The sequence below is a fragment of the Naasia lichenicola genome (assembly GCF_004801885.1).
Taxonomy (GTDB): domain Bacteria; phylum Actinomycetota; class Actinomycetes; order Actinomycetales; family Microbacteriaceae; genus Naasia; species Naasia lichenicola.
Genome location: NZ_SSSM01000005.1, coordinates 1,050,344 through 1,076,689, shown reverse-complemented (window position 1 = coordinate 1,076,689; position 26,346 = coordinate 1,050,344). Strand labels below are relative to the sequence as shown.

22 protein-coding genes and 1 pseudogene are annotated in these 26,346 nt (G+C 68.8%); 10 read left to right on the top strand and 13 right to left on the bottom strand.

From position 1 onward, the window contains the following. Positions 1 to 415 (bottom strand): annotated as a pseudogene (locus tag E6C64_RS16250) (hypothetical protein); the annotation flags it as partial. A gap of 479 nt (positions 416 to 894) precedes the next feature. Here E6C64_RS16250 and E6C64_RS16245 point away from each other — a divergent pair. Together E6C64_RS16245 and E6C64_RS16240 are read left to right on the top strand one after the other, a co-directional pair. Then, a complete protein-coding gene (locus E6C64_RS16245) occupies positions 895 to 1,590 on the top strand; it encodes a glycosyltransferase family 2 protein (protein ID WP_136428646.1) in 696 nt (231 codons plus the stop codon). Further along, a complete protein-coding gene (locus E6C64_RS16240) occupies positions 1,587 to 2,249 on the top strand; it encodes a TIGR04282 family arsenosugar biosynthesis glycosyltransferase (RefSeq protein WP_136428645.1) in 663 nt (220 codons plus the stop codon). Before E6C64_RS16245 ends, E6C64_RS16240 begins: the two co-directional genes overlap by 4 nt. Positions 2,250 to 2,395: 146 nt before the next feature. Here E6C64_RS16240 and E6C64_RS16235 read toward each other — a convergent pair whose 3' ends face one another. Both E6C64_RS16235 and E6C64_RS16230 read right to left on the bottom strand, forming a co-directional pair. Continuing rightward, positions 2,396 to 2,863, bottom strand: a complete 468-nt coding sequence (locus E6C64_RS16235) for a hypothetical protein (RefSeq protein ID WP_136428644.1) — start codon at positions 2,861 to 2,863, stop codon at positions 2,396 to 2,398. Next, positions 2,863 to 4,098: a molybdopterin-dependent oxidoreductase gene (locus E6C64_RS16230; protein ID WP_136428643.1), complete on the bottom strand. Its 1,236-nt coding sequence runs from the start codon at positions 4,096 to 4,098 to the stop codon at positions 2,863 to 2,865. The genes E6C64_RS16235 and E6C64_RS16230 overlap by 1 nt, the downstream gene beginning before the upstream one ends. 151 nt (positions 4,099 to 4,249) lie before the next feature. Here E6C64_RS16230 and E6C64_RS16225 point away from each other — a divergent pair, with 151 nt between their 5' ends. Continuing rightward, a complete protein-coding gene (locus E6C64_RS16225; RefSeq protein WP_233255670.1) occupies positions 4,250 to 5,719 on the top strand; it encodes a glycosyltransferase family 87 protein in 1,470 nt (489 codons plus the stop codon). A 131-nt stretch (positions 5,720 to 5,850) separates the two neighbouring features. Here E6C64_RS16225 and E6C64_RS16220 read toward each other — a convergent pair whose 3' ends face one another. From E6C64_RS16220 to metG, 4 genes are all read right to left on the bottom strand, one after another. Continuing rightward, positions 5,851 to 6,780, bottom strand: coding sequence for a 4-(cytidine 5'-diphospho)-2-C-methyl-D-erythritol kinase (locus E6C64_RS16220; protein ID WP_136428642.1), 930 nt, complete (start codon positions 6,778 to 6,780; stop codon positions 5,851 to 5,853). An 84-nt stretch (positions 6,781 to 6,864) separates the two neighbouring features. Next, positions 6,865 to 7,752, bottom strand: coding sequence for a 16S rRNA (adenine(1518)-N(6)/adenine(1519)-N(6))-dimethyltransferase RsmA (rsmA, locus tag E6C64_RS16215; RefSeq protein ID WP_136428641.1), 888 nt, complete (start codon positions 7,750 to 7,752; stop codon positions 6,865 to 6,867). 24 nt (positions 7,753 to 7,776) lie between these two features. Then, positions 7,777 to 8,775: a TatD family hydrolase gene (locus E6C64_RS16210; RefSeq protein WP_136428750.1), complete on the bottom strand. Its 999-nt coding sequence runs from the start codon at positions 8,773 to 8,775 to the stop codon at positions 7,777 to 7,779. Positions 8,776 to 8,777: 2 nt separating this feature from the next. Then, a complete protein-coding gene (metG, locus tag E6C64_RS16205; protein ID WP_136428640.1) occupies positions 8,778 to 10,373 on the bottom strand; it encodes a methionine--tRNA ligase in 1,596 nt (531 codons plus the stop codon). A 337-nt stretch (positions 10,374 to 10,710) separates the two neighbouring features. Here metG and E6C64_RS16200 point away from each other — a divergent pair, with 337 nt between their 5' ends. Next, complete coding sequence (locus E6C64_RS16200; protein WP_136428639.1) at positions 10,711 to 11,703, top strand: type IV toxin-antitoxin system AbiEi family antitoxin domain-containing protein; 993 nt, start codon at positions 10,711 to 10,713, stop codon at positions 11,701 to 11,703. A 100-nt stretch (positions 11,704 to 11,803) separates the two neighbouring features. Here the strand turns inward: E6C64_RS16200 and rsmI are convergent, their stop codons facing one another. Then, positions 11,804 to 12,619, bottom strand: a complete 816-nt coding sequence (gene rsmI, locus E6C64_RS16195) for a 16S rRNA (cytidine(1402)-2'-O)-methyltransferase (protein ID WP_136428638.1) — start codon at positions 12,617 to 12,619, stop codon at positions 11,804 to 11,806. A 148-nt stretch (positions 12,620 to 12,767) separates the two neighbouring features. Here rsmI and E6C64_RS16190 point away from each other — a divergent pair, with 148 nt between their 5' ends. After that, positions 12,768 to 14,315 (top strand): dolichyl-phosphate-mannose--protein mannosyltransferase, encoded by a 1,548-nt coding sequence (locus tag E6C64_RS16190; protein WP_158437903.1) that lies wholly within the window; start codon positions 12,768 to 12,770, stop codon positions 14,313 to 14,315. Between the two features lie 50 nt (positions 14,316 to 14,365). Then, positions 14,366 to 15,142, top strand: a complete 777-nt coding sequence (locus E6C64_RS16185) for a putative protein N(5)-glutamine methyltransferase (protein WP_233255668.1) — start codon at positions 14,366 to 14,368, stop codon at positions 15,140 to 15,142. 3 nt (positions 15,143 to 15,145) lie between these two features. On the opposite strand, the gene E6C64_RS16180 is transcribed toward E6C64_RS16185, so the two are convergent. After that, complete coding sequence (locus E6C64_RS16180) at positions 15,146 to 15,535, bottom strand: SIP domain-containing protein (RefSeq protein ID WP_136428636.1); 390 nt, start codon at positions 15,533 to 15,535, stop codon at positions 15,146 to 15,148. Positions 15,536 to 15,682: 147 nt separating this feature from the next. Between E6C64_RS16180 and E6C64_RS16175 the strand changes: the two genes are divergently transcribed. After that, positions 15,683 to 16,573 (top strand): sulfurtransferase, encoded by an 891-nt coding sequence (locus E6C64_RS16175; RefSeq protein WP_136428635.1) that lies wholly within the window; start codon positions 15,683 to 15,685, stop codon positions 16,571 to 16,573. Positions 16,574 to 16,701: 128 nt separating this feature from the next. Here E6C64_RS16175 and E6C64_RS16170 read toward each other — a convergent pair whose 3' ends face one another. Further along, on the bottom strand, positions 16,702 to 18,624 hold the full coding sequence (locus tag E6C64_RS16170) for a thioredoxin domain-containing protein (protein ID WP_136428634.1): 1,923 nt from the start codon (positions 18,622 to 18,624) through the stop codon (positions 16,702 to 16,704). A gap of 3 nt (positions 18,625 to 18,627) precedes the next feature. Here E6C64_RS16170 and E6C64_RS19140 point away from each other — a divergent pair, with 3 nt between their 5' ends. After that, positions 18,628 to 18,771 (top strand): hypothetical protein, encoded by a 144-nt coding sequence (locus E6C64_RS19140; protein ID WP_158437902.1) that lies wholly within the window; start codon positions 18,628 to 18,630, stop codon positions 18,769 to 18,771. Here the strand turns inward: E6C64_RS19140 and E6C64_RS16165 are convergent. Together E6C64_RS16165 and E6C64_RS16160 are read right to left on the bottom strand one after the other, a co-directional pair. After that, a complete protein-coding gene (locus E6C64_RS16165) occupies positions 18,762 to 19,580 on the bottom strand; it encodes a sulfite exporter TauE/SafE family protein (protein WP_233255667.1) in 819 nt (272 codons plus the stop codon). The two genes, E6C64_RS19140 and E6C64_RS16165, sit on opposite strands and share 10 nt — an antisense overlap. 97 nt (positions 19,581 to 19,677) lie before the next feature. Beyond that, entirely contained in the window at positions 19,678 to 20,517 is an 840-nt protein-coding gene (locus E6C64_RS16160; protein WP_136428633.1) for an aldo/keto reductase, read from the bottom strand. Positions 20,518 to 20,637: 120 nt separating this feature from the next. On the opposite strand from E6C64_RS16160, the gene E6C64_RS16155 reads away from it, so the two are divergent. Next, complete coding sequence (locus E6C64_RS16155) at positions 20,638 to 21,189, top strand: thioredoxin family protein (RefSeq protein ID WP_136428632.1); 552 nt, start codon at positions 20,638 to 20,640, stop codon at positions 21,187 to 21,189. A 274-nt stretch (positions 21,190 to 21,463) separates the two neighbouring features. Continuing rightward, complete coding sequence (gene hrpA, locus E6C64_RS16150) at positions 21,464 to 25,378, top strand: ATP-dependent RNA helicase HrpA (RefSeq protein WP_136428631.1); 3,915 nt, start codon at positions 21,464 to 21,466, stop codon at positions 25,376 to 25,378. Between the two features lie 393 nt (positions 25,379 to 25,771). Here hrpA and E6C64_RS16145 read toward each other — a convergent pair whose 3' ends face one another. Beyond that, a complete protein-coding gene (locus E6C64_RS16145) occupies positions 25,772 to 26,293 on the bottom strand; it encodes a DUF1697 domain-containing protein (RefSeq protein WP_136428630.1) in 522 nt (173 codons plus the stop codon). Positions 26,294 to 26,346: the final 53 nt, after the last annotated feature.

Below are 26,346 nucleotides of genomic sequence, written 5' to 3'. Positions count from 1 at the left end.
CGATCGAGCCGTCAGCGTTGGAGAGCGTGATACCGGAGCCGGCGTGGTCGATCTCACCCTGGACATACGGGCGGTAGGACTCGTTCGGGTCGTAGTAGTCCACGTTTCCGCCGGTGATCGGGAACGACAGGACGCCGCCCTCGAGGGTCGCGGTGCCGATCAGGCCGGGGGTCAGGCCCAGGCTGGTGATCGCGTCGAGGAAGCCCTGGTCGAGGGTGACCTGGGTGGAGACGCCGGCGAGGGCGGGGATCGAGGCCAGGGGCTCCGGGTCAGCCTCAGCCGACGGAGCGGAAGAAGAAGAGGTACCCGAGCTGGAGCTCGTGTCCGTACCGGTCGAGGTCGAGCAGGCAGCCAGGCCAACCAGCATGAAGCCGGCAGCAGCGATCCCGATCGTGCTCTTGTAGAACTTGCGCATTATCAATCCTTTGTTCACTGTGTGTGGTTTGTTCCGTGCGGGATATCTCATCCCCGGCGGAACATTCCGTTCCGTTCCTTGCGGGACATGATGAATTCGGCACCCTTCCGAAATGGGTTGGGTGCGTTCGAGAACTTCCCAGGGTGCTCCCAGAAAGCCGACTTGGACCTCAGAACCGGTCATTCCCGTCGGCTCCTGAACCATGGCACCTATTGAGCGCAGGGGGGCGGTTCGCCACGCCCCCGTTACCGAATCCGACTCGAACTGGGGGGCGCGTCATCGCGCCCCCGTTCACTGTGCCGCCGGACGGACTCGAGGGAAGCTCGTGATCGGCACAGAGCGGGAGTCGATCCATTCGCGCACTGCGGCGTCTCTCAGGTTTCACCCAGCCACCGATCCGAATACAGATCTGAAACCCTCGCGCGCGCGCCGCGCGTATCAAGAGGGGGCGCCCAGGAGGGGGCAGTATGTTGAACTCGATGGAGACAGATCCGGGGGTGGACGTCGTTCTGCCGTGCCTCGACGAGGCCGGCGCGCTGCCATGGGTCCTCGAGCGGATGCCGTCGGGCTACCGCGCCATCGTCGTGGACAACGGCTCCACCGACGACTCCGTCGCCGTCGCTCGTTCATACGGCGCCCTCGTCGTCGAAGAGCCGCGCAAGGGCTTCGGCTCCGCCGCGCACGCCGGCCTCCTCGCAGCAACGGCGCCGATCGTCGCCTTCTGCGACGCGGACGCCTCGATGGACCCGCAGGAGCTCCCCCGCGTGGTGCGCCCCGTCCTCGACGGACGCGTCGATCTGATGCTCGGCCGCCGCATGCCGACGAGCAGCTCGGCCTGGCCGCTGCACGCTCGGATCGCCAACTTCGAGCTCGCTCGTCGCCTGCGGAGGCTCACCGGCATCGATGTGCACGACCTGGGTCCGATGCGCGCCGCCTCTCGGACCCGTCTCCTCGGCCTCGACCTGCAGGACCGTCGCAGCGGCTACCCGCTGGAGATGTTCCTGCGGGCCTGGAGCGACGGCTGGAGAATCGAGGAGACGCCCATCGGCTACTCCCCGCGCGTCGGCCGATCCAAGGTGACCGGCACCGTCCGGGGCACCTACCACGCGGTCAAGGACATGTCCGCTCTGCTCAGCTCCATCCGCGCGACCGTCCTGATGGAGGCCACTTCATGACCGATCTCGTCGTCATCGCCAAGGCGTGCATTCCCGGACGGGTCAAGACCCGGCTGGTGCCGCCCCTCACCTTCGAGCAGGCCGCGGAACTGGCCGCCGCGAGCCTCGCCGACACCCTCACCGCCATGCAGGAGCTCGACGTCGAACGTCGGATCCTCTACTTCGACGGGACCGAGGAGCACGTCCCGGACGGGGCCTCTGGCTTCGAGGTGGTGCGCCAGGTGGGCGGGGGCCTCGACGCCCGCCTCGGCCACATCTTCGACTACTGCCACGACTCCCCCATGGTCATGATCGGCATGGACACCCCCCAGGTGACAGCCGCCGCGCTGCAGCCGATGCTCGACGATCTCGCTGCCGGCGCGCCGACCGACGCCTGGTTCGGACCTGCTCGAGACGGCGGGTTCTGGGCTCTCGGCATGGCGCGGCCGGATGGATCGCTGATCCGAGGCGTGCCGATGTCGCTGTCCGAGACCGGACGCCTCCAGTACCGCCGGTTGATCGCCGCCGGCCTGCGGGTCCGGCAGCTCGCACCGCTGATCGACGTCGACTACGCCAGCGATGCGATCGATGTGGCGGAGATCGCCCCTCACGGCACGTTCGCCGCCCGGGTGGATCAGCTGATCAGCCGCGGGCTCGTCGCGGAGTCCGCCGCCAGCTGAGCGGGGCGCACGGTCGATCTGTCACCGGTAGGCCATCCGTCGGTCCGGCTCGGCCACCTTTGCGCCCGGCCGGGCCACCTTTCTTACCGTCGGCCAGGTTTGTAGACCTGGCCCTCGGGAGAAAAGGTGGCCGAGCGCGCTGGTGATCAGACGGCGGCGGGCTTGACGAGCTCGTCCGCCGGGCGCTTGCCGCGTCGGACCAGCACCGCACTGATGATCGCGGCGATCACGAGCAGGACGCCCCACATCACGGCGAGCCGCAGCCCGTAGTCGCCGGTGAGGATCGTCGGATTGGCGGGGCCGCGCAGCTGCCCGGCGATCTCCGGCACCACGATCAGCGTGAGCACCGAGCCGACCACCACGGCGATCTGGATCACGACGAGCACCGACCACGGCATCCGCCTGCCCGAGCGCTTCAGCAGCACGTTGGCGAACAGGACGATCGGCGACAGGATGCCGTCGTGCAGCACGATGGCGCCGAGCATCCAGAGGGCGAGTCCGAACAGCTGGTCTATCCGCTGCGTGGTGACCAGCTGATACGCACCGACGAGCATCAGCAGGATCCCGCCGATGATCAGCACGGCACGCGCGCCGACGATGGATGAGCTCTGCATCAGATCACCTCCAGGGTCGCGAGCCACTTGGTCTGCAGCACGCCGGGCCGCCCGGGAGCGATGATCCGAGCGGGATAGCCGTGCTCGAGATCGAGATCCTCGCCGTTCAGCTGCAGCGCGACCAGCGTGGTGGGATCCTGCACGAAGTTGGCGTCCATCGTCGTCTCACGGTAGGCGCCCTTCTCCTCGAGGCTCTGGATCCGCACGGAGTTCGCGGCGGTGATGCCGACCGCTGCCATCAACTCGCTCAGTCGGACGCCGCGCCAGGACGCCATCTGGCTCCAGCCCTCGACACAGGCGATGGGCAGCTGAACGTCGTACTGCTGCATGGCGGCGAGGTCGGCCCGACTGACGGAGACCTCCTGGTCGCCGTTGCGCACGGCGAGCGCCCAGTTCGGATCCATCGCCGAGTCGGTGACCTTCGCCTGCTTCGACGTCCGGTTGATGGGCACCCCCTGGGGGCCGGTGCCCTTCTCGCGCGGCCCGAATGCGTTCGTGGCAGCCAGCGGCTCGAACGTCTGGCCGACCGTCAGCACCACAGCTGCGGCGGAGGTGGCGCCGAGCGCGCCGAGGAAGCCGCGGCGGCTGACCTTCGACGGGGCGGTGGGCGCTCCGTCGATGTAGGACATGACCCGGCCAGTGATGCCCTGGAACGCCGTGGGTGCGGGCTCGGTCACCGGCAGCGACTCGTATGCCTCGAGTTCGCCGTCGTGCCCATCCGCCGGCTTGCGCCAGTAGCGGCTGATGATCGGCAGCTTGACCGCGATGTGGATGGCGAGCGAGCCGATGATGACGAAGCTCAGGCCGTAGTGCACCTGCAGGAAGTAGAACGGCGCAACGAGGGACTGGTACGTGTTGAGCAGGCCGATGACGAGCTGCACGATCGAGGCGCCGATGAAGATGGCGATCGAACCGCGCTCGAGGATGGCCAGCTTGTCCTTGATCGCCGGGTAGCCGAAGAGGTTCGGGTAAACGGTCCAGAGCTTGGCGAGGATCAGCGGGATGCAGACGATCCCCGTCGTGACGTGGATCCCCTGGTTCAGCTGGTAGATCCAATACGGCTGGTTCGGGAAGAACATCCCGTCGGCCGGGTGCTGGATGAAGTGGCTGTAGAGGCCGGTCCCGAAGCAGAGCAGGAAGGCGATGCCGAGCAGTCGGCCGACGACGACCGCCATCCGCGGAGTGCGGGATGGCGATTCGAGGGCGACGCGCGCGTCATAGAGCAGTCGTCGCATGGCTCATCTCACCATCGATGAGGCGAAATCAGGTCCGTTTCGGGGGCGGCGCGCGGGACGGATGTCGGGGGCGCCCCCATCCGATGGGAGATGCCGCGCCGAACAGCCTGGGAACTCGGGCTTCGAGTCGAGGTCACGGGAGGATGGGCCAGTGCGCATCGCTCTCACGGTCCTCTCCCTCGGGGCCCTCACCGTGCTCACGGCGATCGGCGTGCTGTCCTTCGATTCCTTCGAGAAGGCTCCATCCGGCGGCTTCTTCTACCGGTCCGATGGGCTGCCTCTGATGCTCTGCGCGGCGGGAGGCTGGGCGCTGTTCGCGGTCGCACTCCTCGGACTCCGCCGTGTGTCTGCGAAGGCCGTGCCGTGGTTGGTGTTCGGAGGCGCGATCGCCATCGGATTGGCGGCGCTGGCCGGCCCGCCCAACACCAGCACCGACTCCGCGCGCTACGCGTGGGACGGCATCGTGCAGAAGGCAGACGTCTCGCCCTACGAGTACGTGCCCGCTGATACCGCGCTCGAGGGCCTGAAGCCCGACTGGCTGTTCCCTGCGGCGACGACGGCTGCGGACGGCACACAGGAGTGCGTCGGCGAGCGGATCGGCACCATCGAGTCGGGTCCGAGCGACGGAAGCTCCGACGGTGGGGATGCCGCGTCTGCGACAGACGACGTTTCCGACTCCGGCGATGTCCGGTGCACCGCACTCAATCGTCCACTCGTGCCCACGATCTATCCGCCGCTGGCCGAGCTGTACTTCCTCGCCGTGCGCCTCTTCGTGCCGTCGGAGGTGAGCTACATCGCCTTCCAGGTGGCGGGCCTCCTGGTCTCGCTCGGCATCACCGCCGTGCTTCTGCGTGTGCTCCGTCGAAGCGGTCGGCCCCTCTGGTGGGCGGCTCTGTGGGCCTGGTGCCCGCTCGTCGCCTCGGAGGCGGTCACCAATTCCCACGTCGACGTGCTCGGCGCCGGCCTCGCGCTCATCGCGACGGCGCTGGTGGCGAGCGGACGACCGTGGCGGGGAGGCATCGCCCTCGGGCTCGCCATCGCGGCGAAGCTCATCCCTGTCATCGCGGCGCCTGCCCTTCTCCGGCGCTCCCCCGTCAAGATCATCGGCGCCGCGATCGTCACCTTTGCCCTGCTCTACGTGCCGTACGTGCTGACGACGGGGCTCAAGGTGATCGGCTACCTGCCCGGCTATCTCAGCGAGGAGGGCTACGAGAACGGAACCCGGTTCGTGCTGATCCCGGGCTGGGTGCCGCCGATGCTCGCTGCTGCGATCGTCGCCGCGGTCCTCGCCGTCACGGCTGGGGTCGTGCTGTGGAAGACACCGCCTTCGAACCCGTGGGTGGGTCAGCTCGTGATGATCGGCGTCACGCTGATCGCTGTCAGCCCGCGCTACGCCTGGTACGCGCTGCTGCTCATCCCGTTCATCGCGATGTCGGGGCGTTGGGAATGGTTCGCCGTGGCGCTCGCGCTCACCTTCCGGCTCGTCACTCCCCCGAATGCCGCCTTCGCGACCGCCCTGATAGTCGCCGCGGTCGTCGTCGCCGTCGGCAGCTGGCTGCGCGCGACGCCGGAGCAGCGGGCCCGACTCCTCCGCCGCAGGCCCGCCGTCCCCTCAGCCTGAGGTCCTCTTTCACGGATCAGGGGATGTTGTATCGATCAGGGGATTGCCCCCGAATTGCGTCGGCTCAGGAGACGAGATGCCCCCTTGACGGCGGGATCCCCTGATCCGTGCAACTGGGACGCGGAGACGACTCAGTCGCTGAGCAGGCGAGCGCCGACGACCGGGCCGGTGACCCGGATCACCTCGAGGCGCGATGCCGAGAGGGCGATCTGCAGCGAGATTGCGCTGTCGAGGTCGGAGACGAGGAAGGCGATGGTCGGACCCGAGCCCGAGATGATGCCCGCCAGGGCGCCGTTGCGCTCACCGATCTCGAGGATGCTTGCCAGCCCCGGCGCGATGTGCAGCGCCGGCGCCTGCAGGTCGTTGTGCAGGCTCTCGGCGAGCATCTGCGCGTCTCCTGCCCGCAGGGCCTGAAGGACGGCCGCGTCGACGGTGGGCTTCGTGGTGGCCGGTGCGATGTCGAGGGCATGGCGTTCGCGGTGCCGGTCGAGCTCCTGGTAGACCCGCGGCGTGCTCATCCCGTACTCCGCGATCACCAGCACCCAGTGGAACTGCCCCTTCGCGAGCGCCGGACTGAGCTGATCTCCCCGCCCCGTGCCGACCGCGGTGCCGCCCATCAGGGCGAACGGGACATCGGCGCCGAGCTTGGCCGCGAGCGCGTGCAGCTCATCTCGTCCGAGGTCGGTTCCCCAGAGGGCGTCGCAGGCCACGAGCGTGGCGGCGGCGTCGGCCGATCCCCCGCCCATGCCGCCGGCGATCGGCACGCGCTTGGTGATCTCGAGGTGTACTCCGCCGCGATATCCGGCCTTGCGGGCCAAGAGCCGCGCCGCTTTGATGGCGATGTTCGAGCCGTCGGTCTCGAGCGCCGACGTATCGATCGGGCCGTCGAAGCTCACCGAGAAGTCAGGAGCGCTGAACGCATGCACCTCTTCGCAGAGCGAGACGGCCTGATATGCGGTCGCGACGTCGTGATAGCCGTCGTCGAGGAGGCTGCCGACGCGCATGAACACGTTGACCTTGCCCGGCGCCTTCGCGCGCACCGGCGATCCCGGGGTGCCCATGGATCCAACCTAGACGACCTTGAGGACCTCCCGATCACACCTCAGGAGTCGCCCGAGGGCGCGCACAGGAACTGAAGCACCGGGTCAGGCGGCCGGCAGGTCGCGCACGGCGCGGGCGATGGCGACGAACTCGTCGAGGGTGAGCTCTTCCCCTCGCCGAGTCTCTGCGACGCCTGCCCTGGTGAGGGCCGCAATTGCCCGATCGCTGCCGCCGAGGGCCTGGCCGAGGGCACCGCGCAGCATCTTGCGGCGCTGCTGGAATGCGGCGTCGATCAGCCCGAAGGTCTCGCGACGCAGCGCCTCGTCTCCCGGCTGCCGATCGGCGAGCTCGAAGCCGACGAGCACCGAATCCACGTTCGGCACGGGCCAGAAGACCTGCCTGCTCACAGTTCCCGCGATGCGGAAGGCGCCGTACCAGGCCGCCTTGATGCTCGGCGATCCGTAGATCTTCGATCCGGGGCCCGCAGCGATGCGCTGGCCGACCTCGGCCTGCACCATCACGACTCCCGACCGGATGGTCGGGAAGTGCTCGAGGAAGTGCAGGAGAACGGGCACCGAGACGTTGTAGGGCAGGTTGGCGACGAGTCGGACAGGCACCCCGGGCAGCTCGCGCACCTCGAGGGCGTCCGCCTGCATCACGGTCAGGCCGCCGACCCGGTCACCGGCGATCGACTCCACCGTCCGCGGCAGCTGGGCGGCGAGTCGGTCGTCGATCTCGACGGCGATGACATCTGCGCCCACCTCGAGCAGGCCGAGCGTCAAGGATCCGAGCCCGGGGCCGATCTCGACGACCTGCTCGCGTGCCTGCACGCCCGCGATCCGCACGATCCGACGGACCGTGTTGGGGTCGATGACGAAGTTCTGACCGAGCTTCTTCGTCGGCTGGACTCCGAGGAGCTCGGCGAGATCACGGATCTCGGCGGGTCCGAGCAGACCGGAGGTGGGCTGCTCGCCATCGCTGGGGGCGTTCACGCGAGGCCTTCGGGACGTGACAACTCAGGCCAGCTTGGGTGCATCGCCCGAGTCGGGCCGAGACGGATCGTTCGGCACCGGCGGATCGTCGTTCCACGAGCCATAGACCAGCTCGGTGTTCGAGGAGATCTGCGCGGCCAGGATCGAGGGATCGCTCCCAAGGTAGCCGGCCATGGCACGCAAGGTGTGCGGGATCAGGTAGGGGGCGTTCGGCCGTCCGCGCAGCGGCTCGGGTGTGAGGAACGGTGCATCGGTCTCGATCAGGATCTGCGATCGGGGCAGGATCTCGAGGGCCTCCCGCAGATTGTGCGCGTTCTTGAACGTCACGGTGCCGGCGAAGGAGGCGTACCAGCCGTTCTCGGCGATCGTTCGGGCGAGGCCGGCGCCGCCGGAGAAGCAGTGGAAGACCGTCTTCTCGGGAGCTCCGACGCGCTTCAGGGTCGCGAGCACCTCGTCATGGGCGTCGCGGTCGTGGATCTGCAGCGCGATCCCATTGGCCTTGGCGATCGCGATGTGCGCTTCGAAGCTCGCGTATTGGGCTCCGCGGCCGGCCGCTTCCGTGCGGAAGAAGTCGAGTCCGGTCTCCCCCACGGCGCGCACGCGCGGGCGGGCGGCGAGTTCCGCGATCTCGGCGAGCGCGTCGTCCAGCTCGCCCGCCTCGGCGTAGCGCGGCGCCTCGTTGGGATGGATGGCGACAGCCGCCAGCATCCTCGGCTCGATGGCCGCGATCTCGGCCGACCAGCGGCTGGTCTCGAGGTCGACCCCCACCTGGACGACTCCACGCACGCCGACGCTGGACGCCCGGTCGAGCTGCTCCTGGTAGGTCAGCTCGGGGAACGCGTCGGGGTGGCCGCGGCCCGCCTCGGGCGATGGATCGAGGTGCGTGTGGTTGTCGTAGACGCCGACGGTGAGCGCCTCGGGCAGTGGCGGGTATTGGGCCTTCGGCTTCTGCTGGTTGGACTGCTCGGGGTTCGACTGCTCGGGGTTCGACTGCTCGGAGTTCGACTGCTGCGGGCTGGACATGCTCACGCCGCGGCGCCGCCGCCGACCTCCTGCTCGATGCGCGGGAAGAGCGCCTCGAGCGGGGTGGCCTGGGAGCCGACCGGCAGCACGTTCCATTCGCCTGCCTCGCGGATGGGCTGATCGGCCAGAGCGCCGAGCCCCGCCTCCGCCCCGAGCGCGGTCCAGAGCTTGGCGGTGGCGGTCGGGATCACCGGATTGAGGAGGACCGCGAGCGCGCGCAATCCGTCTGCCGCCGTGTAGAGCACGGTCTGCAGACGCTCACGCGTGGCGGGATCCTTGGCCAGCACCCACGGCTCCTGGGTGGTGATGTAGCCGTTGAGCTCTTCGACGATGGTCCAGATGGCGCCGATTGCCTCGTGGATGGCGAAGCGCTCGATGGCCGCGTCGGCAGCGGCGGCCGCGGTCGCGGCGGTCTGCTGGATGCCGAGGTCGGCCTCGCTGGGCTCGCCCGGCTGGGGCAGGACGCCGTCGAAGTAGCGGTTGATCATGGCGATCACGCGGGAGGCGAGGTTGCCGAATCCGTTGGCGAGCTCGGCCTGATAGCGGGCCGAGAGGTCCTCCCAGCTGAACGATCCGTCCTGGCCGAAGGAGATCGCGCGCAGGAAGTAGTAGCGGAACGCATCCGATCCGAACACGTCGGTGATCTGGTTCGGGGCGATGCCGGTCAGCTTGGACTTGGACATCTTCTCGCCGCCGACGAGCAGCCAGCCGTGGGCGTAGACGTGCTTGGGCGGCTCGACTCCCGCGGCCATGAGCATGGCGGGCCAGATGACCGCGTGGAAGCGGAGGATGTCCTTGCCGACGATGTGCACGGCCGGCCAGCGGCGGGCGAACTCCTCCTCGTCGCGGGCGTAGCCGACGGCCGTGGCGTAGTTGAGCAGCGCATCGAACCAGACGTAGACGACGTGCTCGGGATCCCACGGGACCTGGATGCCCCAATCGAAGGTCGAACGGGAGATCGACAGGTCGTCGAGACCGCCCTTGACGAAGGCGATGACCTCGTTGCGGGCGCTCTCGGGCTGCACGAAATCGGGCCGCTCCTCGTAGAGGGCGAGCAGGCGGTCCTGGAACTCGCTCATCTTGAAGAAGTAGTTGCGCTCCTGCAGCAGCTCGACGGGCCGGGAGTGGATGGCGCAGACCTGCTGGCCCTCGAACGGACCCGTGCCCTCGACGAGCTCGCTCGGCTGCTTGTACTCCTCGCAGCCGACGCAGTAGAAGCCCTCGTAGTCGCCGGTGTAGATGTAGCCGGTGTCATGCAGCTTCTGCAGGAACGCCTGCGCGCTGACCTCGTGCCGCTCCTGCGTGGTGCGGATGAAGTCGTCGTTGGCGATGTTCAGGGTGTCCAGCAGCGGCAGCCACGAGCTCTCGACGAGGCGATCGGCCCACTCCTTGGGCGTCATCCCACCCGCCGCCGCGGTGCGCAGCATCTTCTGGCCGTGCTCGTCGGTGCCGGTCAGCATCCAGGTGTCGTCGCCGGCCTGGCGGTGCCACCGGGCAAGCACGTCGACGGCCACCTCGGTGTAGCCGTGCCCGATGTGCGGCACGTCGCTCGGGTAGAAGATCGGCGTGGTGACGTAGAAGGGCGCGCCGGAAACCATGCCGACCATCCTAATTCCGCCGGACCACCCCGGAATCCCGCATTACACCGGTCCGATGGATGCGGTGGATGCCGGCCGGTCCACGCGGGCGATCGGCTCGGCCACCTTTCGGAAAGGCTCGGCCACCTTTAGCTCCTGACGGCCACCTTTGGCTTTGGTTCGGCCACCCTTCCTACCGTGGGCCCGGTTTCCTTTCCGTGCCGACGGTAGGAAAGGTGGCCGAGCGGATTGCTGGCCCGCCGCGGCGCAGTTCCCAACAGGCGGTCTGCGGGCGGACTTGTCCACAGATGCGGGACCGGCGCTTCCGGGCGCTTGCGTTTCCGGGATCCTTCGGTGCATGCTCGCCCCTCTCGACATCGCATCGCTGCAGCTCGACGGAGTCATGCTGACCCGGGATCTCGAAGCTTTGGGTATCCACCCGACTCGAGTGGCCGAGCTGGTGCGTTCGGGATCGCTGATTCGCATCAGGCGCGGAGCGTACGTCCGCGCATCAGCCTGGGCCTCCGCGTCACGAGACGAGCAGCATCGAATGCTTGTCCGAGCGACCGATGGATTGCATTCAAGGCGGCTCGTTTTCTCCCACTATGCGGCGGCTGCCCTGCATGGTCTGCCATTGATCGGTGCGTGGCCGCAGCGAGTCCACGTTCTGGACTCGGCTGCAGCGGGTGGCAGCTCGATGCCGGGGCTCTTCGTGCACCGAACCACCGCGCCGCGCTCCGTCGAGACGATCGGCTCGCTCACGGTGACAAGCATCGATCGCACCTTGGTGGATATCGGGATCACGGCATCGCACCTCGTCGCCGTCACGATGATGGACTTCGCGCTTCATAGCGGGCTCGCCACCACCGAAACCCTTCTCGAAGAACTCGCCTACGTCTCACCCGGCCGGGGTGGAAAGAAAGCCGCGTCCGCGATCTACTTCGCTGACGGCCGGTCGGAGAGCGTCGGCGAATCGCTGAGTCGAGTGCGAATGCAGCAGCTCGGCTTCGAGCCTCCTGACCTGCAGGTTCGATTCCGTGATCAGCAGGGGCTCAACGCGGTGGTCGACTTCGCGTGGGACGCCGGCCGAGTGGTCGGCGAGTTCGATGGACGCGAGAAGTATCTGAACCCGAAGCTCACCAGAGGTCGTAGCGCAGATCTTGTCGTCCTCGACGAGAAGGCCCGCGAAGACCGCATCCGAACGCAGGTAGACCGTTTCATTCGGTGGGGGTGGGAGATGGCGTTCGATGCATCTCGCTTCGGCCCTTTTCTCGAGAGGAATGGCGTTCCGCGTCGGCGCACGGCCACCTTTCCTACCGTCGGCCAGGTTTCCAAAGGTGGCCGACGGTAGGAAAGGTGGCCGACCGGGGCAGAAAGGTGGCCCGGGATACGAAAGGTGGCCAAGCCGTGGGAAAGGGTGGCCAAGCGGCAGCGGGCGGGTCCGGGGCGGGTCAGCGGGCGCGGAGGGCGGCTTCGTAGAGGTCACGGCGCGAGAGGCCCGTCGAGGCGGCGACCTCGGTCGCGGCGTCCTTCACCCGGGCGCCTGCCGACATGAGGGCGATCACCTGGGCGATCCCGTCGTCCAGGGAGACGACCACCGGGGCGGCGCCCTCGACGACGACGCAGATCTCGCCGCGCGCGCCATCGGCGAACCGCTCCGCGAGCTCCGCCGCAGTGCCGCGGACGACCTCCTCGTAGAGCTTGGTGAGCTCCCGACAGACGACCACCCGCCTGCTCGCGCCGAATGTCGCAGCAAGGTCCGCCAGGAAGTCGCCGATCCGCTGCGGCGACTCGAAGAACACGAGCGTGCGCGGCTCAGCGGCCAGCCCGCCGAGGAAGGAGCGACGCTCCCCCGGCTTGCGGGGCGGGAAGCCCTCGAAGGCGAAGCGGTCCGTCGGGAGCCCCGACACGGCGAGCGCCATCAGCACGGCCGAGGGGCCAGGCAGCGCGGTGACCCGCACGCCAGCCTCGACGCACGCGGCCACCAGGCGATACCCCGGATCGGACACGGTCGGCATCCCGGCATCGCTGACGACCAGCACATCGGAGGCGGCCGCGAGCGGCACGAGCTCCGCGATCCGGTCCCGCTCGTTGTGGTCGTTGAGCGATATCAGTCGCGGACGGTTCTCGACGGCGAGGCCCTGCAGCAGACGATGCACCACCCGGGTGTCCTCCGCCGCGACGACGGTCGCCGACGACAGCGCCTCGACCAGCCTCCGGGTTGCGTCGCCGAGATTGCCGATGGGCGTTGCGGCGAGCACGAGCATGCGGTCATCCTCCCATCCGGCGCCGAGCGACTCCCCACCCGACGAACAGCCGCGCCAGCCACGGGCGTCCGGATCGAGAACCTGCTCCGCATCCCGCGCCCCGCCGAGGCGCGGAGGATGCACGAGGGCGGCGACCTATCATGGGGCGGTGCCGAGCCTCTCCGCGACCGCCCGGCTGCGGCTGTGGACGTGGGGCGCCCCGATCGGCGTCACCCTGCTCGCCCTGATCCTCCGTCTGCAGAATCTCGGCACCCCGTCGAGCCTGATGTTCGACGAGACCTTCTACGTGAAGGACGCCTGGACGCTGGCCAATCTCGGCTACGAGGGCCAGTGGCCGAAGGGCTACTCGGACGACACCTTCAACGCGGGCGACCCCTGGGGCTACACGACAGATCCCCAGTACGTCGCCCATCCCCCGCTCGGCAAATGGCTCATCGCGATCGGCATGGCGCTGTTCGGCCCGTCGAACACCTTCGGCTGGCGCTTCTCGGTCGCGATAGCGGGCACGATCGCGGTCCTGCTGCTCTTCTTCATCGCCAAGCGCCTGTTCCACAGCCCGCTGCTCGCGACCATCGCCGCCGGCTTCTTCGCCATCGACGGGCACGCGATCGTGCTGTCCCGGCTGTCGCTGCTCGACAACTTCCTCATGCTCTTCGGCCTCCTGGGATTCGGCGCGATCCTGCTCGACCGCGAATCCCGCGAGCGTCGGCTCGACACGTGGTTCATGCTGCGCCCGCACCCCGTCGACTCGCCACATCCGCCGATCTTCGGTCCCGCCCTTCTATGGCGGCCGTGGCTCATCGCAGCAGGCCTCGCCTTCGGCCTGATGTCCGGGGTGAAATGGTCGGGCATCTACTACCTCGTGGGCTTCCTCGCCTACGTCGTCATCACCGACTACCTCGCTCGACGAAGCCGCGGCATCCGCTACTCCCTCATCGGTGGGATCCGTACCATCCCAGTCGCCCTCGTCTCAACCGTGCCGATCGCGCTCGCCGCCTACCTGGCCACGTTCTCCGGCTGGTTCCTCAGCACCAACGGATACGACCGCAACTGGATCGCAAAGGGCGGCGAACGCTGGACGGGTCTGACGGCCTGGGTGCCCGACGCGATCCAGAACCTCTGGCACTGGCATGCCTCGATCTATGCGTTCCACACCGGTCTGAGCGTCACCCACCCCTACGCCACCCCGGCGATCCTCTGGCCTCTGCTCGCTCGACCGACGCAGATCTACTACCGGGGAAGCGCAACGGGCCAGAACGGCTGCCAGTTCAACTACTGCGCCGAGATCGTCTGGTCGATCGCCAACCCGATCCTCTGGTGGGCATCGGTCGCCTGCGCGCTGTTCCTCGTCTACCTGCTGTTCCGACGCCGGGACTGGCGGATCGGCCTCATCCTCGCTGGCATCGGCGCCGGCTACCTGCCGTGGCTGGCCTACCCGACGCGCACGATGTTCCAGTTCTACGCGATCGTCTTCGAGCCCTACCTCTTCCTTGCGGCCGTCTACGTGATCGGCTTGCTGCTCGGTCTCGTCGGGCCGCAGCCTGCGCCGGAGCGCGCCCCGATCTACCGACGGATCGTGATCGTCTTCCTGATCCTCGTCGTGGCGGTCAGCGCGTTCTTCTACCCGATGTGGACCGGCATGCAGGTGCCGTTCTGGTTCTGGCAGATTCACGTCTGGTCGCCCACCTGGGTCTAGCGCTGCCCATCAGAGGCACCGTCCGGGGCCGGTCGCGCTAGCGTTCGGAGGTGGACATCGTCGAGCGACTGCGCGCCGCCGGCTGCGTCTTCGCCGAAGACGAGGCGGCCCTGCTGACCGATGCAGCGACGGATTCCGATGACCTCGAACGGATGATCCTCAGTCGAGTGGCGGGTCTCCCCCTCGAGCAGATCGTCGGCTGGGCGGAGTTCGGCGGGCTGCGGATCCTGGTCGACCCCGGCGTCTTCGTGCCGCGGCGCAGGACGGAGATCCTCGCGAACGAGGCGCTGACCTGGACTCGCTCCGGCTCGGTCGTGCTCGACCTCTGCTGCGGCACCGGAGCGGTAGGGGCGGTCCTCGCCGCACGGGTGCCAGGCATCGAGCTCTACGCGTCGGAGCTCGACGCACCCGCGGTCGAGAACGCCCGCCGCAATCTCGAGCCGATCGGCGGATCGGTCTTCGCCGGCGACCTCTTCGGGGCTCTACCCGGCTCGCTGCGCGGTCGGATCGACGTTCTCGTCGTCAACGCCCCCTACGTTCCGACCGCGGCGATCGCTCTGATGCCCCCCGAGGCGCGCGACTGGGAGCCGAGCGTCGCCCTCGACGGAGGAGCGGACGGCCTCGATGTGCATCGCCGCGTTGCCGCCGAGGCGGCCGGGTGGCTGGCTGAAACGGGAATCCTGCTCATCGAGACCAGTCGGCTGCAGGCCCCGACGACCGCTCAGATCTTCGAGACGCGCGGATTCGACACCCGGATCGTGCACGACGACGAGATCGACGGCACGGCCGTTCTCGTCACACGCGGACGAGCAGCCGATGAGGAATGACGCTCAGTAGCCGCCGGAGTGCGCCGCGTCGAGGGAGCGACTGAGGCGTCGGTCCATCGCCGTCACGTTCTGGTTGTCGGAGCAGCCGAGCCAGGTGACGAAGACCCGCGAGCTGCGCTCGACGTCGTCGGGCATCCATTCGGCCATCCATGCCGCGCACGCGCTGACCACGGTGTCTCCGACCAGACCGAAGGGGTCGTGCGGAAGCCGGACGACGTGCACGCGACGGGGAGCTTCGAGCGCACCGTCCCACTCATCCTCGGTGGCCTCGACCATGACCTGGCCGTAGGCGTTCGCCGGAAGCCCGCTGAGCAGAAGCGCGATGGCGTCGAGATCGGACGCGTCACCGGCGATGAAGACATGCAGCGCGGGATCGGGAATGGAGCGGGTCACCTGAACAGCTTAGGTGCGCCTTACCTAATACGCGAGCCCCGATCCTGTCAGTTCGCCCTGATCCGGGAGGACGGAAGCTCGAGGACACGCCCGCCGGGGTCTCGCCGCCTCACCGCTTCGGGCACATGCCCGGCCTAGCCTGTGCGCGTGGACTACTCATCTGCGGCTTCTCCCACCACCCGAACCCGCTCACCGATGGTGGCGACGAGCTGGCTCGCCGATCGCCTGACGGCGACCGGCTTGGTCCTCGTCGACGCCTCCGTGCTGCCGCCGATCCCTGGAGGGGACGGCTATCCGCTCAGCGGGCGCGGCGACTACTTCGTCGAAGGGCACATCCCCGGCGCGGTCTTCGCCGACATGATCAAAGTCTTCAGCGACCAGGACGGCGAGTATCCCTTCCACGCCCCCGGAGTCGACGCCTTCGAGGACGCGGCCGGATCGCTCGGCATCGACAACTCGTCCACCGTGGTGATCTACGACAATCAGCAGGGCCAGTGGGCGGCTCGGCTCTGGTGGCTGTTCCGGACCTTCGGATATGACCGGGTCGGCGTCCTCGACGGCGGGATCACCAAGTGGCGCTCCGAGAACCGCCCGATCCAGACGGGTTACGTCGCCCCGATCGACGCGACCTTCGTCGCCAGCCCCCGGCCCGATCTGTGGGCGGATCGCGCCTACCTCGAGGCCATCGTCGCCGGCGAGCTGGAGGCGGCGCTCGTGTGCGGGTTGCCGCGCGACGAGTACCTCGGTGCCACCGGGGGCCGCAGTCGCGGTGGACACATCCCCGGCAGCATCAGCGCCCCGAACGCGGACATGATCGACCCCGAGACGAACGAGCTGATCTCCTCCCCCGAGCTGACGAAGATGCTGAGCGGCGCCCTCCCCTACGACCGGGTCGTCGTCTACTGCGGGGGCGGCATCGCGTCTGCTCTCGACGCGCTGGCGCTCACGATGCTCGGCCACCGCAACGTCGCCATCTACGACAACTCGATGATGGAGTGGGCGACGCACGACGACCTACCGCTGGTGAGCGTCGGCTGAAGCCCTGCCGACGCCGCCGCGGGCACGCTGGCGTACCGACGGTCACCTTTAGTGCGCTGTGGGCCAGCTTTCCTACCGTCGGCCACCTTTATAAACCGTGCCGTTGGTAGGAAGGGTGGCCGAGCAGCTCAGGCCAGGGCCGCCTTCAGCGCCTCGGGATCGGTGATCGGCAGCAGGCAGCTGAAGTGCTCGCAGAGGTAGGCGGTGGCCGATCCTTCCACCCGCGTGCGCTCGGCGAAGACCTCGAAGCCGGATTCGGCGAAAGCACGGGCCTGATCGGTAGTCACGACGGCGACGAGGTCGATGCCCTGCGCCGACCTCGCAAGCGCGCCGAGCTCTGACCCGTCGCGCTCAGATCGGTCCATCTCCGATCCGCCTGTGTCTGATCCGTCCCGATGCACCGCGTCGTCGATGACGATGAGTTGGCGCAGCGGCGAGCGCGCCCGGGTGATCGCCTCGAGCGCACCGCCCATGGAGATCGATCGGGCTGCCGCGATCGGGGCCAGCACGGCCAGCGCCGTCTCCGCGGCCGTCCGGTAGGAGTCCTGGCCCGTGAGGGCATACAGCGTGAGGGAGCTGGAAGCCAGCTGACTCGTGCCGGACGGGTACGCGCCCTCGCTCGGGTCGATCGGCAGGAGCAGCCCCTGCCCGGCGAGCGTCGGATCACCCCCTCCAGGGATGTCGAAGACGGCGATCCCGGAGCCGGCCGCGAGGGTGGTGTCGACGAGCTCTCGAGCGATGATCGCGTAGCGCACCTCCCCCGTCGCGAGGCTGAGGTCGAGCAGCCCTCGCGCGAGCATGCCGTAGTCCTCGAGCGACGCGACCGCCGTGGAGCGCCGGCCGTCGAGCGAGGCGCGCAGCAGCTGCTCCCCCGAGCGATGCTCGGTCAGCACGAAGTCCGCCGCAGTGCGCGCGGCTCGCAGCCAGTCGGGGCGGTCGAGCAGCGAGCCGGCGATGGCCAGAGCGCCGATGGCGAGTCCGTTCCAGCCCGTCAGCACCTTCCCGTCCACCGCGGGGGGCACGAGGCCCTGTCGATCGGGCGCGGATCGCTGGTAGTAGCCGCCCTCGCTCCGCTGCCCGTCGATCGTGCTCTCGGAGTCCTGCGCCGAGCCGAAGGCTCCCCCTTCTCGGCGAAGGGTGGACAGCAGGAACCGGACGATCCCCTCGGCGACCCCTGCATCGCCTCGATGGGCGTACGCGGCGAGCAGGCCCGCGTTGTCGTAGAGCATCCGCTCGTAGTGCGGATCGGTCCAGTCGCGCCGGGTGGCGTAGCGGAAGAAGCCGCCCTCGACCGGATCGCGGAGGTCGGACGCCGCCATCTGATCCAGGGTGCGTTGGACGAGCGCACCTGTCTCCTGGGCGAGCGCCTGAGGCAGCAGGCCCGAACCTGCGAGCCACTGGGCGAACCGGAGCGCGGGCGCGACCGGGAACTTGGGGGCCGCTCCGAAGCCCCCGAACCGACGGTCCTCGTAGCCCAGAAGCTCGACCGCGATGGACTCGAGATCGACCCCGGCCAGGGCGGCGTCCGTCGACCCCGGGTCGACAGCGGTGAGCGGGGCCGCGATCGCGCGAGCGAGCTGGCCGGCGGTGTCCTGCACCTCGGTCCGTCGCTCCGTCCAGGCATCCGTCACCGCATCGAGCACCTGCCGGAACGACGGCTGACCCGGGTGCGGCACGGGCGGCGAGTAGGTTCCCGCATAGAACGCCTGTCCGTCCGGCGTCGCGAAGACAGTCAGCGGCCAGCCGAGCTGATCCGTGAAGGCAGCAGCCGCGGCGAGATAGCTCGCATCCACCTCCGGATGCTCCTCGCGGTCGACCTTGATGGGCACGAAACGCGAGTTCAGCTCGGCGGCCAGCGCCGGATCGCTGAACGACTCGCGCGCCATCACGTGGCACCAGTGGCAGGTGGAGTAGCCGATCGAGATGAGAACCGGCACGTCGCGGCGTCGCGCTTCGGCGAACGGGGCATCACCCCATGGCCACCAGTCGACCGGATTGTCCGCGTGGCTCAGCAGGTAGGGGCTGACTGCCTCCGCGAGTCGATTGGGCATGTCGTGTTCCTCCTGGATCAGGTCGAGTCGGATCAGGTCTCACTCGATCAGACCTGGCTGGATCAGACCTGGCTGGATCAGACCTGGCTGGATCAGACCTGGATCGAGTCAGGCCTGACGGGATCAGCCGGACCGGATCAGGCCTGAGCGATCGGTTGCCGCTTCGCCGCTCGCTGGAGTCGGATGGCCCGGAGGGCGAGCTGGGTCGAGCTGATAAGCAGCAGTATGCCGAACAGCACCGCCGACAGGCGAGCGGGCATGGCGAGTGCGACGAGCACGCCGACATACGAGATTGCGGTTGCGGCGACGCCGACCACCAGGGCCGCCCGCAGGTCGACGAGGCCGGCGCGACTGTTCGAGACCGTGCCGACCGTGCTGGACGCGATCATCGCGACGAGGGAGGTCCCCTTGGCGACCAGGTCACCCGCGCCGAACCCCGCCACCAGGACGGGAACCATGATCACGCCGCCGCCGACTCCGAACAGGCCAGAGCAGATGCCGGTGACGACTCCGACGAGCACCAGCAGCGCGAACGTCAGGACGTTCTGGTCGACTTCTCCCCCGCGGTCGGCCCCGCCGAAGATCAGCCGAAGGGCGATGATCACGAGCAGGACCACGAACCCCCACCGCAGCACGGAGAGCGGCAGCCGACGGAGAAGACGGGTCCCGATGAGGGCGCCGGGCACCGTGCCGATGGCCAGAGCGAGCGCGGCGAGCAGATCGACCTCGCCGTGGATGAGGTAGCCGATCGACCCCACGACGACCGACGGCACGATGGCCGCCAGCGAGGTGGCGGACGCCCGACGCTGATCCATTCCGGTCAGCCAGATGAGCAGGGGGACCATGACGATCCCGCCGCCCACTCCGAACGATCCGGAGAGGAATCCACCGATCAGGCCGACCACGACGAATGCGATCCACTCGCGCCGAGTTCGTACGGGCGTAGGTGTGGTCACCAGCCCACGCTATCGGGCCGATCTCATGTGCACGTTTCCGGCATCACGTGCACGATGTTTCGCGCACATGGGGCCGGAACGTACACATCGAGCGGGGCTAGCGGCCGGTGAAGGTGGCGGGGTCGGGGCCGACGCGGGTGCCGGCGTCCAGGGCGTCGAAGACGGCCAGCTCGTCCGCGGTGAGCGAGAAGTCGAGGATGTCGAAGTTCTCGGCCTGGCGCTCGGCGCTGTTGGACTTCGGGAAGATGATCCGCCCCTGGTCGAGGTGCCAGCGGAGCGTGACCTGAGCGGGAGTCTTGCCGTACTTCGCCGCGATGGCCGCCACGTCGTCACGGTCCACGATCTGGCCGGAGGCCAGCGGCGACCACGCCTCGATCTCGATGCCGTGCGCCTTCGCGAACTCGACCACGTCGCGCTGCTGGAGCTCGGGATGGAGCTCGATCTGATCGACGGCGGGAACGGTGCCCGTCTCATCGAACAGGCGCTGGAGATGCTCGGGCAGGAAGTTGGAGACGCCGATGGCCTTCGCACGGCCCGAAGCGGCGATCTCCTCGAGTGCCTTCCACGCCTCGAGGTAGAGGTCGCTCCCGGCGACTGGCCAGTGGATGAGGTAGAGGTCGACGTACTCCGTGCCGAGCTTCTCGAGGCTCGAGTCGAAGGCGGCGAGCGCCTTGTCTCGGCTGTGCTCGGAGTTCCAGAGCTTCGTGGTGATCCAGAGGTCGCCGCGATCGATGCCGCTGGCGGCGATCGCCTGGCCGACGCCCTTCTCGTTGCCGTAGATCGCAGCCGTGTCGAGGTGGCGGTAGCCCACCTCGAGGGCGCTGCCCACGACGTCGGAGGTCTTGTCGGGCTCGACCTGGAAGACGCCGAAGCCGAGCTGCGGGATGGCCGTGCCGTTGTTGAGCGTGACGGTGGGGACTGCAGAAGTGGTCGTCATCCCTCCAGCCTGGCACCGCGGGGCTGGGAGCGAAGCTGGGAACCGCTTCCGAAGATCAGGGCGTGCGGGGAACTACCGGGCGGCTTTGATACCGTCGCCGCCGAAGAGAGAAGGCACACGATGACCCTGAACATCGGCAATCGCCCCCCGAGTTTCAGTCTCCCCGCGGCCGGGGGTGGGCACGCGCTCTTCGAACCCGGCGACGGGATCACCGTGGTGGTGTTCACCTGCAACCACTGTCCGTACGCCCGTGCCTGGCACGAGCGCATCCAGAAGGTCGCCCAGGACTACACCGGACGCGTGACCGTGCTCCAGATCAACTCCAACGACTCGAGCCGCCAGCCGCTCGACTCCTTCGAGTCGATGGAAGCGCGAGAGGCGGGCGGCGACTTCTCCTCCCCCTACCTCCGCGATGAGGACCAGTCGGTGGCGAAGGCGTGGGACGCGATGGTCACCCCCGATGTCTTCATCATCGATGCTGAGGGCGAGCTCGCCTACCACGGCGCCCCCGACGGCTCATACGACGACGACTCCGCCAACGCAGAGTGGATCAGGTCGGCACTCGACGACCTGATCGCCGGTCGCCGGGTGGCCGAGCCGGTCACCAGCCCCAAGGGCTGCGGCATCAAGTGGAAGCAGGCGAGCGGCCTCACCATCGGAAGCCGCCCGTAGACCAGCGAGGGGCCTCGATACGCGCCCTAGCGGGCGCTACTCGACCAACGAGCGCGACCCGTTCGTGGAGTAGGCCATGTCAAGGCCCTCGATCGCAGACGGCTCCTCGACCGATGGGTTTTGCGGGCTCCCCGATCACTATGCGCATTTCGCTGGTCGAGGAGGCGCGCCAGCGCCGTCTCGAGACCGGCGGCACACGGCAGCCGGTCTCGAGATGGCCGCAGACGGCCTCCTCGACCAACGGGCTGATGGCCTCGGTAGAATCGGGGTTCCCATGTCGACCGACGAGCTGCAGATCAGCTACCCGCCCGATCTGCCCGTCAGTCAGGTGCGCGGCGAGATCGCCGAGCAGATCCGCGACCACCAGGTCGTCATCGTCGCCGGCGAGACCGGCTCGGGCAAGACCACGCAGCTGCCGAAGATCGCGCTGGAGCTCGGCCGCACCAGCATCGCGCACACCCAGCCTCGCCGGATCGCCGCCCGCACGATCGCCGAGCGGATCGCCGACGAGCTGAACGTCGAGCTCGGCACCCTCGTCGGCTACCAGGTCCGGTTCACCGACAAGGCCAGTGAATCCACCCGGATCAAGTTGATGACGGACGGGATCCTCCTCAACGAGCTCACCCGCGATCCACTGCTGCGGCGCTACGACACGATCATCATCGACGAGGCGCACGAGCGCAGCCTCACCATCGACTTCCTGATCGGCTACCTGCGCCAGCTGCTGCCGAAGCGCCCGGACCTCAAGGTGATCATCACCTCGGCGACGATCGACCCGGGCAGCTTCGCAGCGCACTTCGCCGCACCCGACGGCACGCCGGCGCCCATCGTCGAGGTGTCCGGACGCACCTTCCCGGTCGAGATCCGCTATCGCCCGCTCGCACCCGACAAGGATCCGGACAGCGACGCGCCGTCCCCCGAGCCCCGGGATCTGCTCGAGGCCATCGGCGCCGCTCTCGACGAGCTGGCCGGGCAGGCGCCCGGCGACGTCCTCGTCTTCCTGTCCGGAGAGAACGAGATCCGCGATGCGCAGGACGCGCTCAGCGGTCGGAGCGGCACCGAGATCGTGCCCCTGTACGGCCGGCTCTCCGCCGCCGACCAGCATCGGGTCTTCGAGACGAAGCGCCCGCCGGGCGTCCGCCGACGGGTCGTGCTCGCGACGAACGTCGCCGAGACCAGCCTCACGGTCCCCGGCATCAAGTACGTTATCGATGCCGGCACCGCCCGGATCTCGCGCTACGGCGCTCGATCCAAGGTGCAGCGCCTGCCGATCGAGCCGATCTCGCAGGCCTCCGCCAACCAGCGGTCCGGCCGCGCCGGGCGCACCAGCGACGGCATCGCCATCCGCCTCTACAGCGAGGAGGATTACGGCAAGCGGCCCGCGTTCACCGATCCCGAGATCCTGCGCACCGGCCTCGCCGCGGTCATCCTCCAGATGCTCACCCTCGGGCTGGGCGACATGGCGGACTTCCCCTTCCTCCAGCCGCCCGATGCCCGCGGCATCAAGGACGGCTTCGAGCTGCTCCGGGAGATCGGCGCCGTCACGGCCGCCGGCTCCGTCACCAAGACCGGACGCGACCTCTCCCGCCTGCCGCTCGATCCGCGCTTCGGCCGGATGGTCGTCGAGTCGAAGAAGCACGGGGTCTCCCGAGAGGTGCTGGCCATCGTCTCGGGCCTCAGCATCCAGGATCCGCGGGAGCGCCCGCTCGAGCGCCGAGCCCAGGCGGACGAGAAGCACGCCAGGTTCGCCGACCCGACGAGCGACTTCCTCTCCATCCTCAACCTCTGGAACCACCTCGAGGAGAAGCAGAAGGAGCTGTCCTCGAGCGCATTCCGGAGGCTCTGCAAGGCCGAGTTCCTCAACTACCTGCGGGTGCGCGAGTGGGCGGATGTCTACAGCCAGCTGCGCAGGACCGCCAAGCCGCTCGGCCTGACGATCGGCGAGCCGAAGGCCGACCCCGACGGCGTGCACCGCTCGGTGCTGGCCGGCCTGCTGTCCCAGCTCGGCGTGCTCGACGAGCGCACCGCTCCCCCGCGAGGGACGAATGCGCGCACGCCCGGGGCCAAGCCGCCGCCTGGGCGCCGGCCCAGCGCCGAGTACATCGGCGCTCGCCAGGTCAAGTTCGCGGTGTTCCCCGGATCCGCGCTCGCGAAGAAGGCTCCGACGGCGGTCATGGCTGCCGAGCTGGTCGAGACCTCGCGGCTCTTCGCCCGCACGGTCGCGGCGATCGACCCGGCCTGGGCCGAGCAGCTGGCCGGCGATCTGGTGAAGCGCTCGACCAGCGAGCCGCACTGGGAGGCCAAGCAGGGCGCGGCCGTCGGCTGGGAACGGGTGACCCTGTACGGAGTCCCGCTCGTCGCTCGCCGCCGGATCCAATGGACGCGGATCGACCGCGGCTTCTCCCGGGAGCTGTTCATCCGACATGCACTCGTCGACGGCGAATGGCCGCCGCATCTCGACCGCAGCCGCGACCGCGCCTTCGACTTCGAGCGGGCCAACCTCCGGCTGCGACGCGAGCTCGAAGCGCTCGAGGAGCGATCCCGTCGACGGGACATCCTTGCCGACGATGAGGCGCTCGTGGACTTCTTCGATGAGCGGATCCCGGAGAGCGTCGCCACCGTCCGCGAGTTCGAGACGTGGTGGGCCCAGGCGCGCACGCGCACGCCGAACCTGCTCACCCTGCGGTCGGCCGACCTGCTCGACGAGCCCGCGCAGCAGGACACGACGGCCTATCCGGCCGAATGGCGGCAGCAGGATCAGACCCTCAAGCTCCGCTACCGCTTCGAGCCCGGCAGCGACGATGACGGCGTGACCATTCAGGTGCCCCTCGCGGTCCTCCCCCAGCTCGAGCCGACCGGCTTCGACTGGCAGGTCCCCGGATTCAGGGCAGAACTGGTGACGGCTCTGATCCGGACCCTGCCGAAGGCGATCCGGCGCACGGTGGTCCCCGCTGCTGACTGGGCCGAGCGGCTGCTCGCAGAGCTGCCGGCGGAACCGGACGGAGAGCTGCTCGTCGATCGACTGGCCGCCGCCATCCGACGCAGCACGGGCGCGGTGGTGTCCGGCAGCGATTTCGAACTGGAGCGGGTGCCCCCGCATCTCCGGCCGACGTTTGCAGTGATCGATGACAACGGCCGTCGGGTCGGAGGCGGCAAGGAGCTGACGGCCCTCAAGCTGCAGTTCGCCGCCGCCGCCCGCGACAGCGTCGCCCGAGTGTTCCGTACCACGTCCACGCCGACGAAGGGTGCGACGACGGGTGCGTCGGTCCCCTCCGCCCCAACCGCGCCGGGCGCCGCTGCTCCGGGCAGCGCCTCGGCGCTCGAGCGCGATGGGTTGATCGCCTGGGACTTCGAGAGCCTGCCGCAGAGCGTCGACGTCGAGAGGCGCGGCGGACGGATCCGCGCATATCCCGCACTCGTCGACACGGGCGCCGCGGTCGCCATCCGGCTGGAGAGCTCCCCCGAGTCTCAGGCGGCAGCGCATCGTGCCGGCATCCGGCGTCTGCTCGGTCTCGCCGTTCCCTCCCCGGTCTCGTATCTGCAGGAGCACCTCACATCCGCGGAGAAGCTCACGCTCGCCGCGAGTCCCTATCGGAGCGCTCGCGAACTCATCGACGACGCATTCGCCGCTGTGCTCGACCATCGGATCAGGCGTCATTCGGCGGACGGGCTGGTTTGGACCCGGACCGACTTCGAGACGGTCCGGGACGACGTCTCCGCCCACGTGGTGGATGACCTCTTCGCCGCCGTCGCCCTCGTGGCGGGCATCCTCACTGCCGCGCGCGGAGTGGAGAGCGCGATCCGTGGGGCCACCACCCTGGCGCTGATCGGACCGCTCGGAGACGTGCGCGAGCAGCTCGGCGGCCTTGTCTTCCCGGGGTTCATCAGCACCATCGGGCTCGGTCGGCTGCCGCGCCTTCCGGTGTATCTGGCGGGGATGACGCACCGTGTCCAGAAGCTGCTGGAGAACCCCGGTCGCGACCGGGTCTGGCAGAACGAGGTGCGCACCGCGCAGGATCGCTATCTCGCTGCAGGCGGCACGATCCCGCTGGCGCGCGACGCGGACCCCCGACTCGTCGAACCCCGCTGGATGCTCGAAGAGCTGCGGCTCAGCCTCTTCGCCCAGCAGCTGCGCACGACAGGTCCCGTCTCACTGCAGCGGATCCTCAAGGCCCTTCCGCCGGTCTGAGCACAGTGCGGCTGGGCTTCGACACGCACCTTCGGCGCGGCTCAGCCACCGAAGTAGGTCCACACCCGCCCCGGTAGCTGAGCCGGGCGTTCCGCGCCCGTGTCGAAGCCCACCATTCGCATCAGGGCTTCGACACGCGTCTCCGGCGCGGCTCAGCCACCGAGGTAGGTCCGCACCCGCCCCGGTAGCTGAGCCGGGCGTTCCGCGCCCGTGTCGAAGCCCACCATTCGCATCAGGGCTTCGACACGCACCTCCGGCGCGGCTCAGCCACCGAAGTAGATCCGCACCCGACCCGGTGGCTGAGCCGGGCGTTCCGCGCCCGTGTCGAAGCCCACCATGCGCATCAGGGCTTCGACACGCACCTCCGGCGCGGCTCAACCGCCGGACGGAGAGCTACGCCGCGGCGAGGATCTTGCGCAGGGTTCGCAGGTTGCGCGTCGTGACCACGTCGTCCTTCTGACTCCTGGCGAGCAGCTTGCCGAAGGGCGAATCGAGGGTCTGCCCCTTCGCGACGGTCCAGAAGAGCACCTCTCCGACGCGCTGGATCCGATCCGCGTCGTCTGCCGGGGCCGCTTCGGCGAGGTCGTCGAGCACCCGGGACGTCGAGCCGAACACGACGTAGGGCTGCTGATCGTCCGACTCCTCGAACGGGAACGCGTCGACCGCGATCCGGACCGTATCGATCGGGACCACGATGACGCGTGCCGAGTAGCCGAAGCGCTCGGAGAGCAGCCGCTCGAGATCGCCGGTGACGTCGGCCGACGAGCCGGGACTGTCGAAGACGACATTGCCAGAGGCCAGGACAGTGCGCACGTCGCCATGGCCGGCCGACTCCAGGGCGCTGCGAAGATCGGCCATCGCGATCCGGTTTCCCGAGCCAACATTGATGCCTCGGAGGAGCGCCGCGTATCGCATCCCCCTACGATCGCACGATGCCCGCCGGCTGAACCAGCGACGGGCGTCGAGCG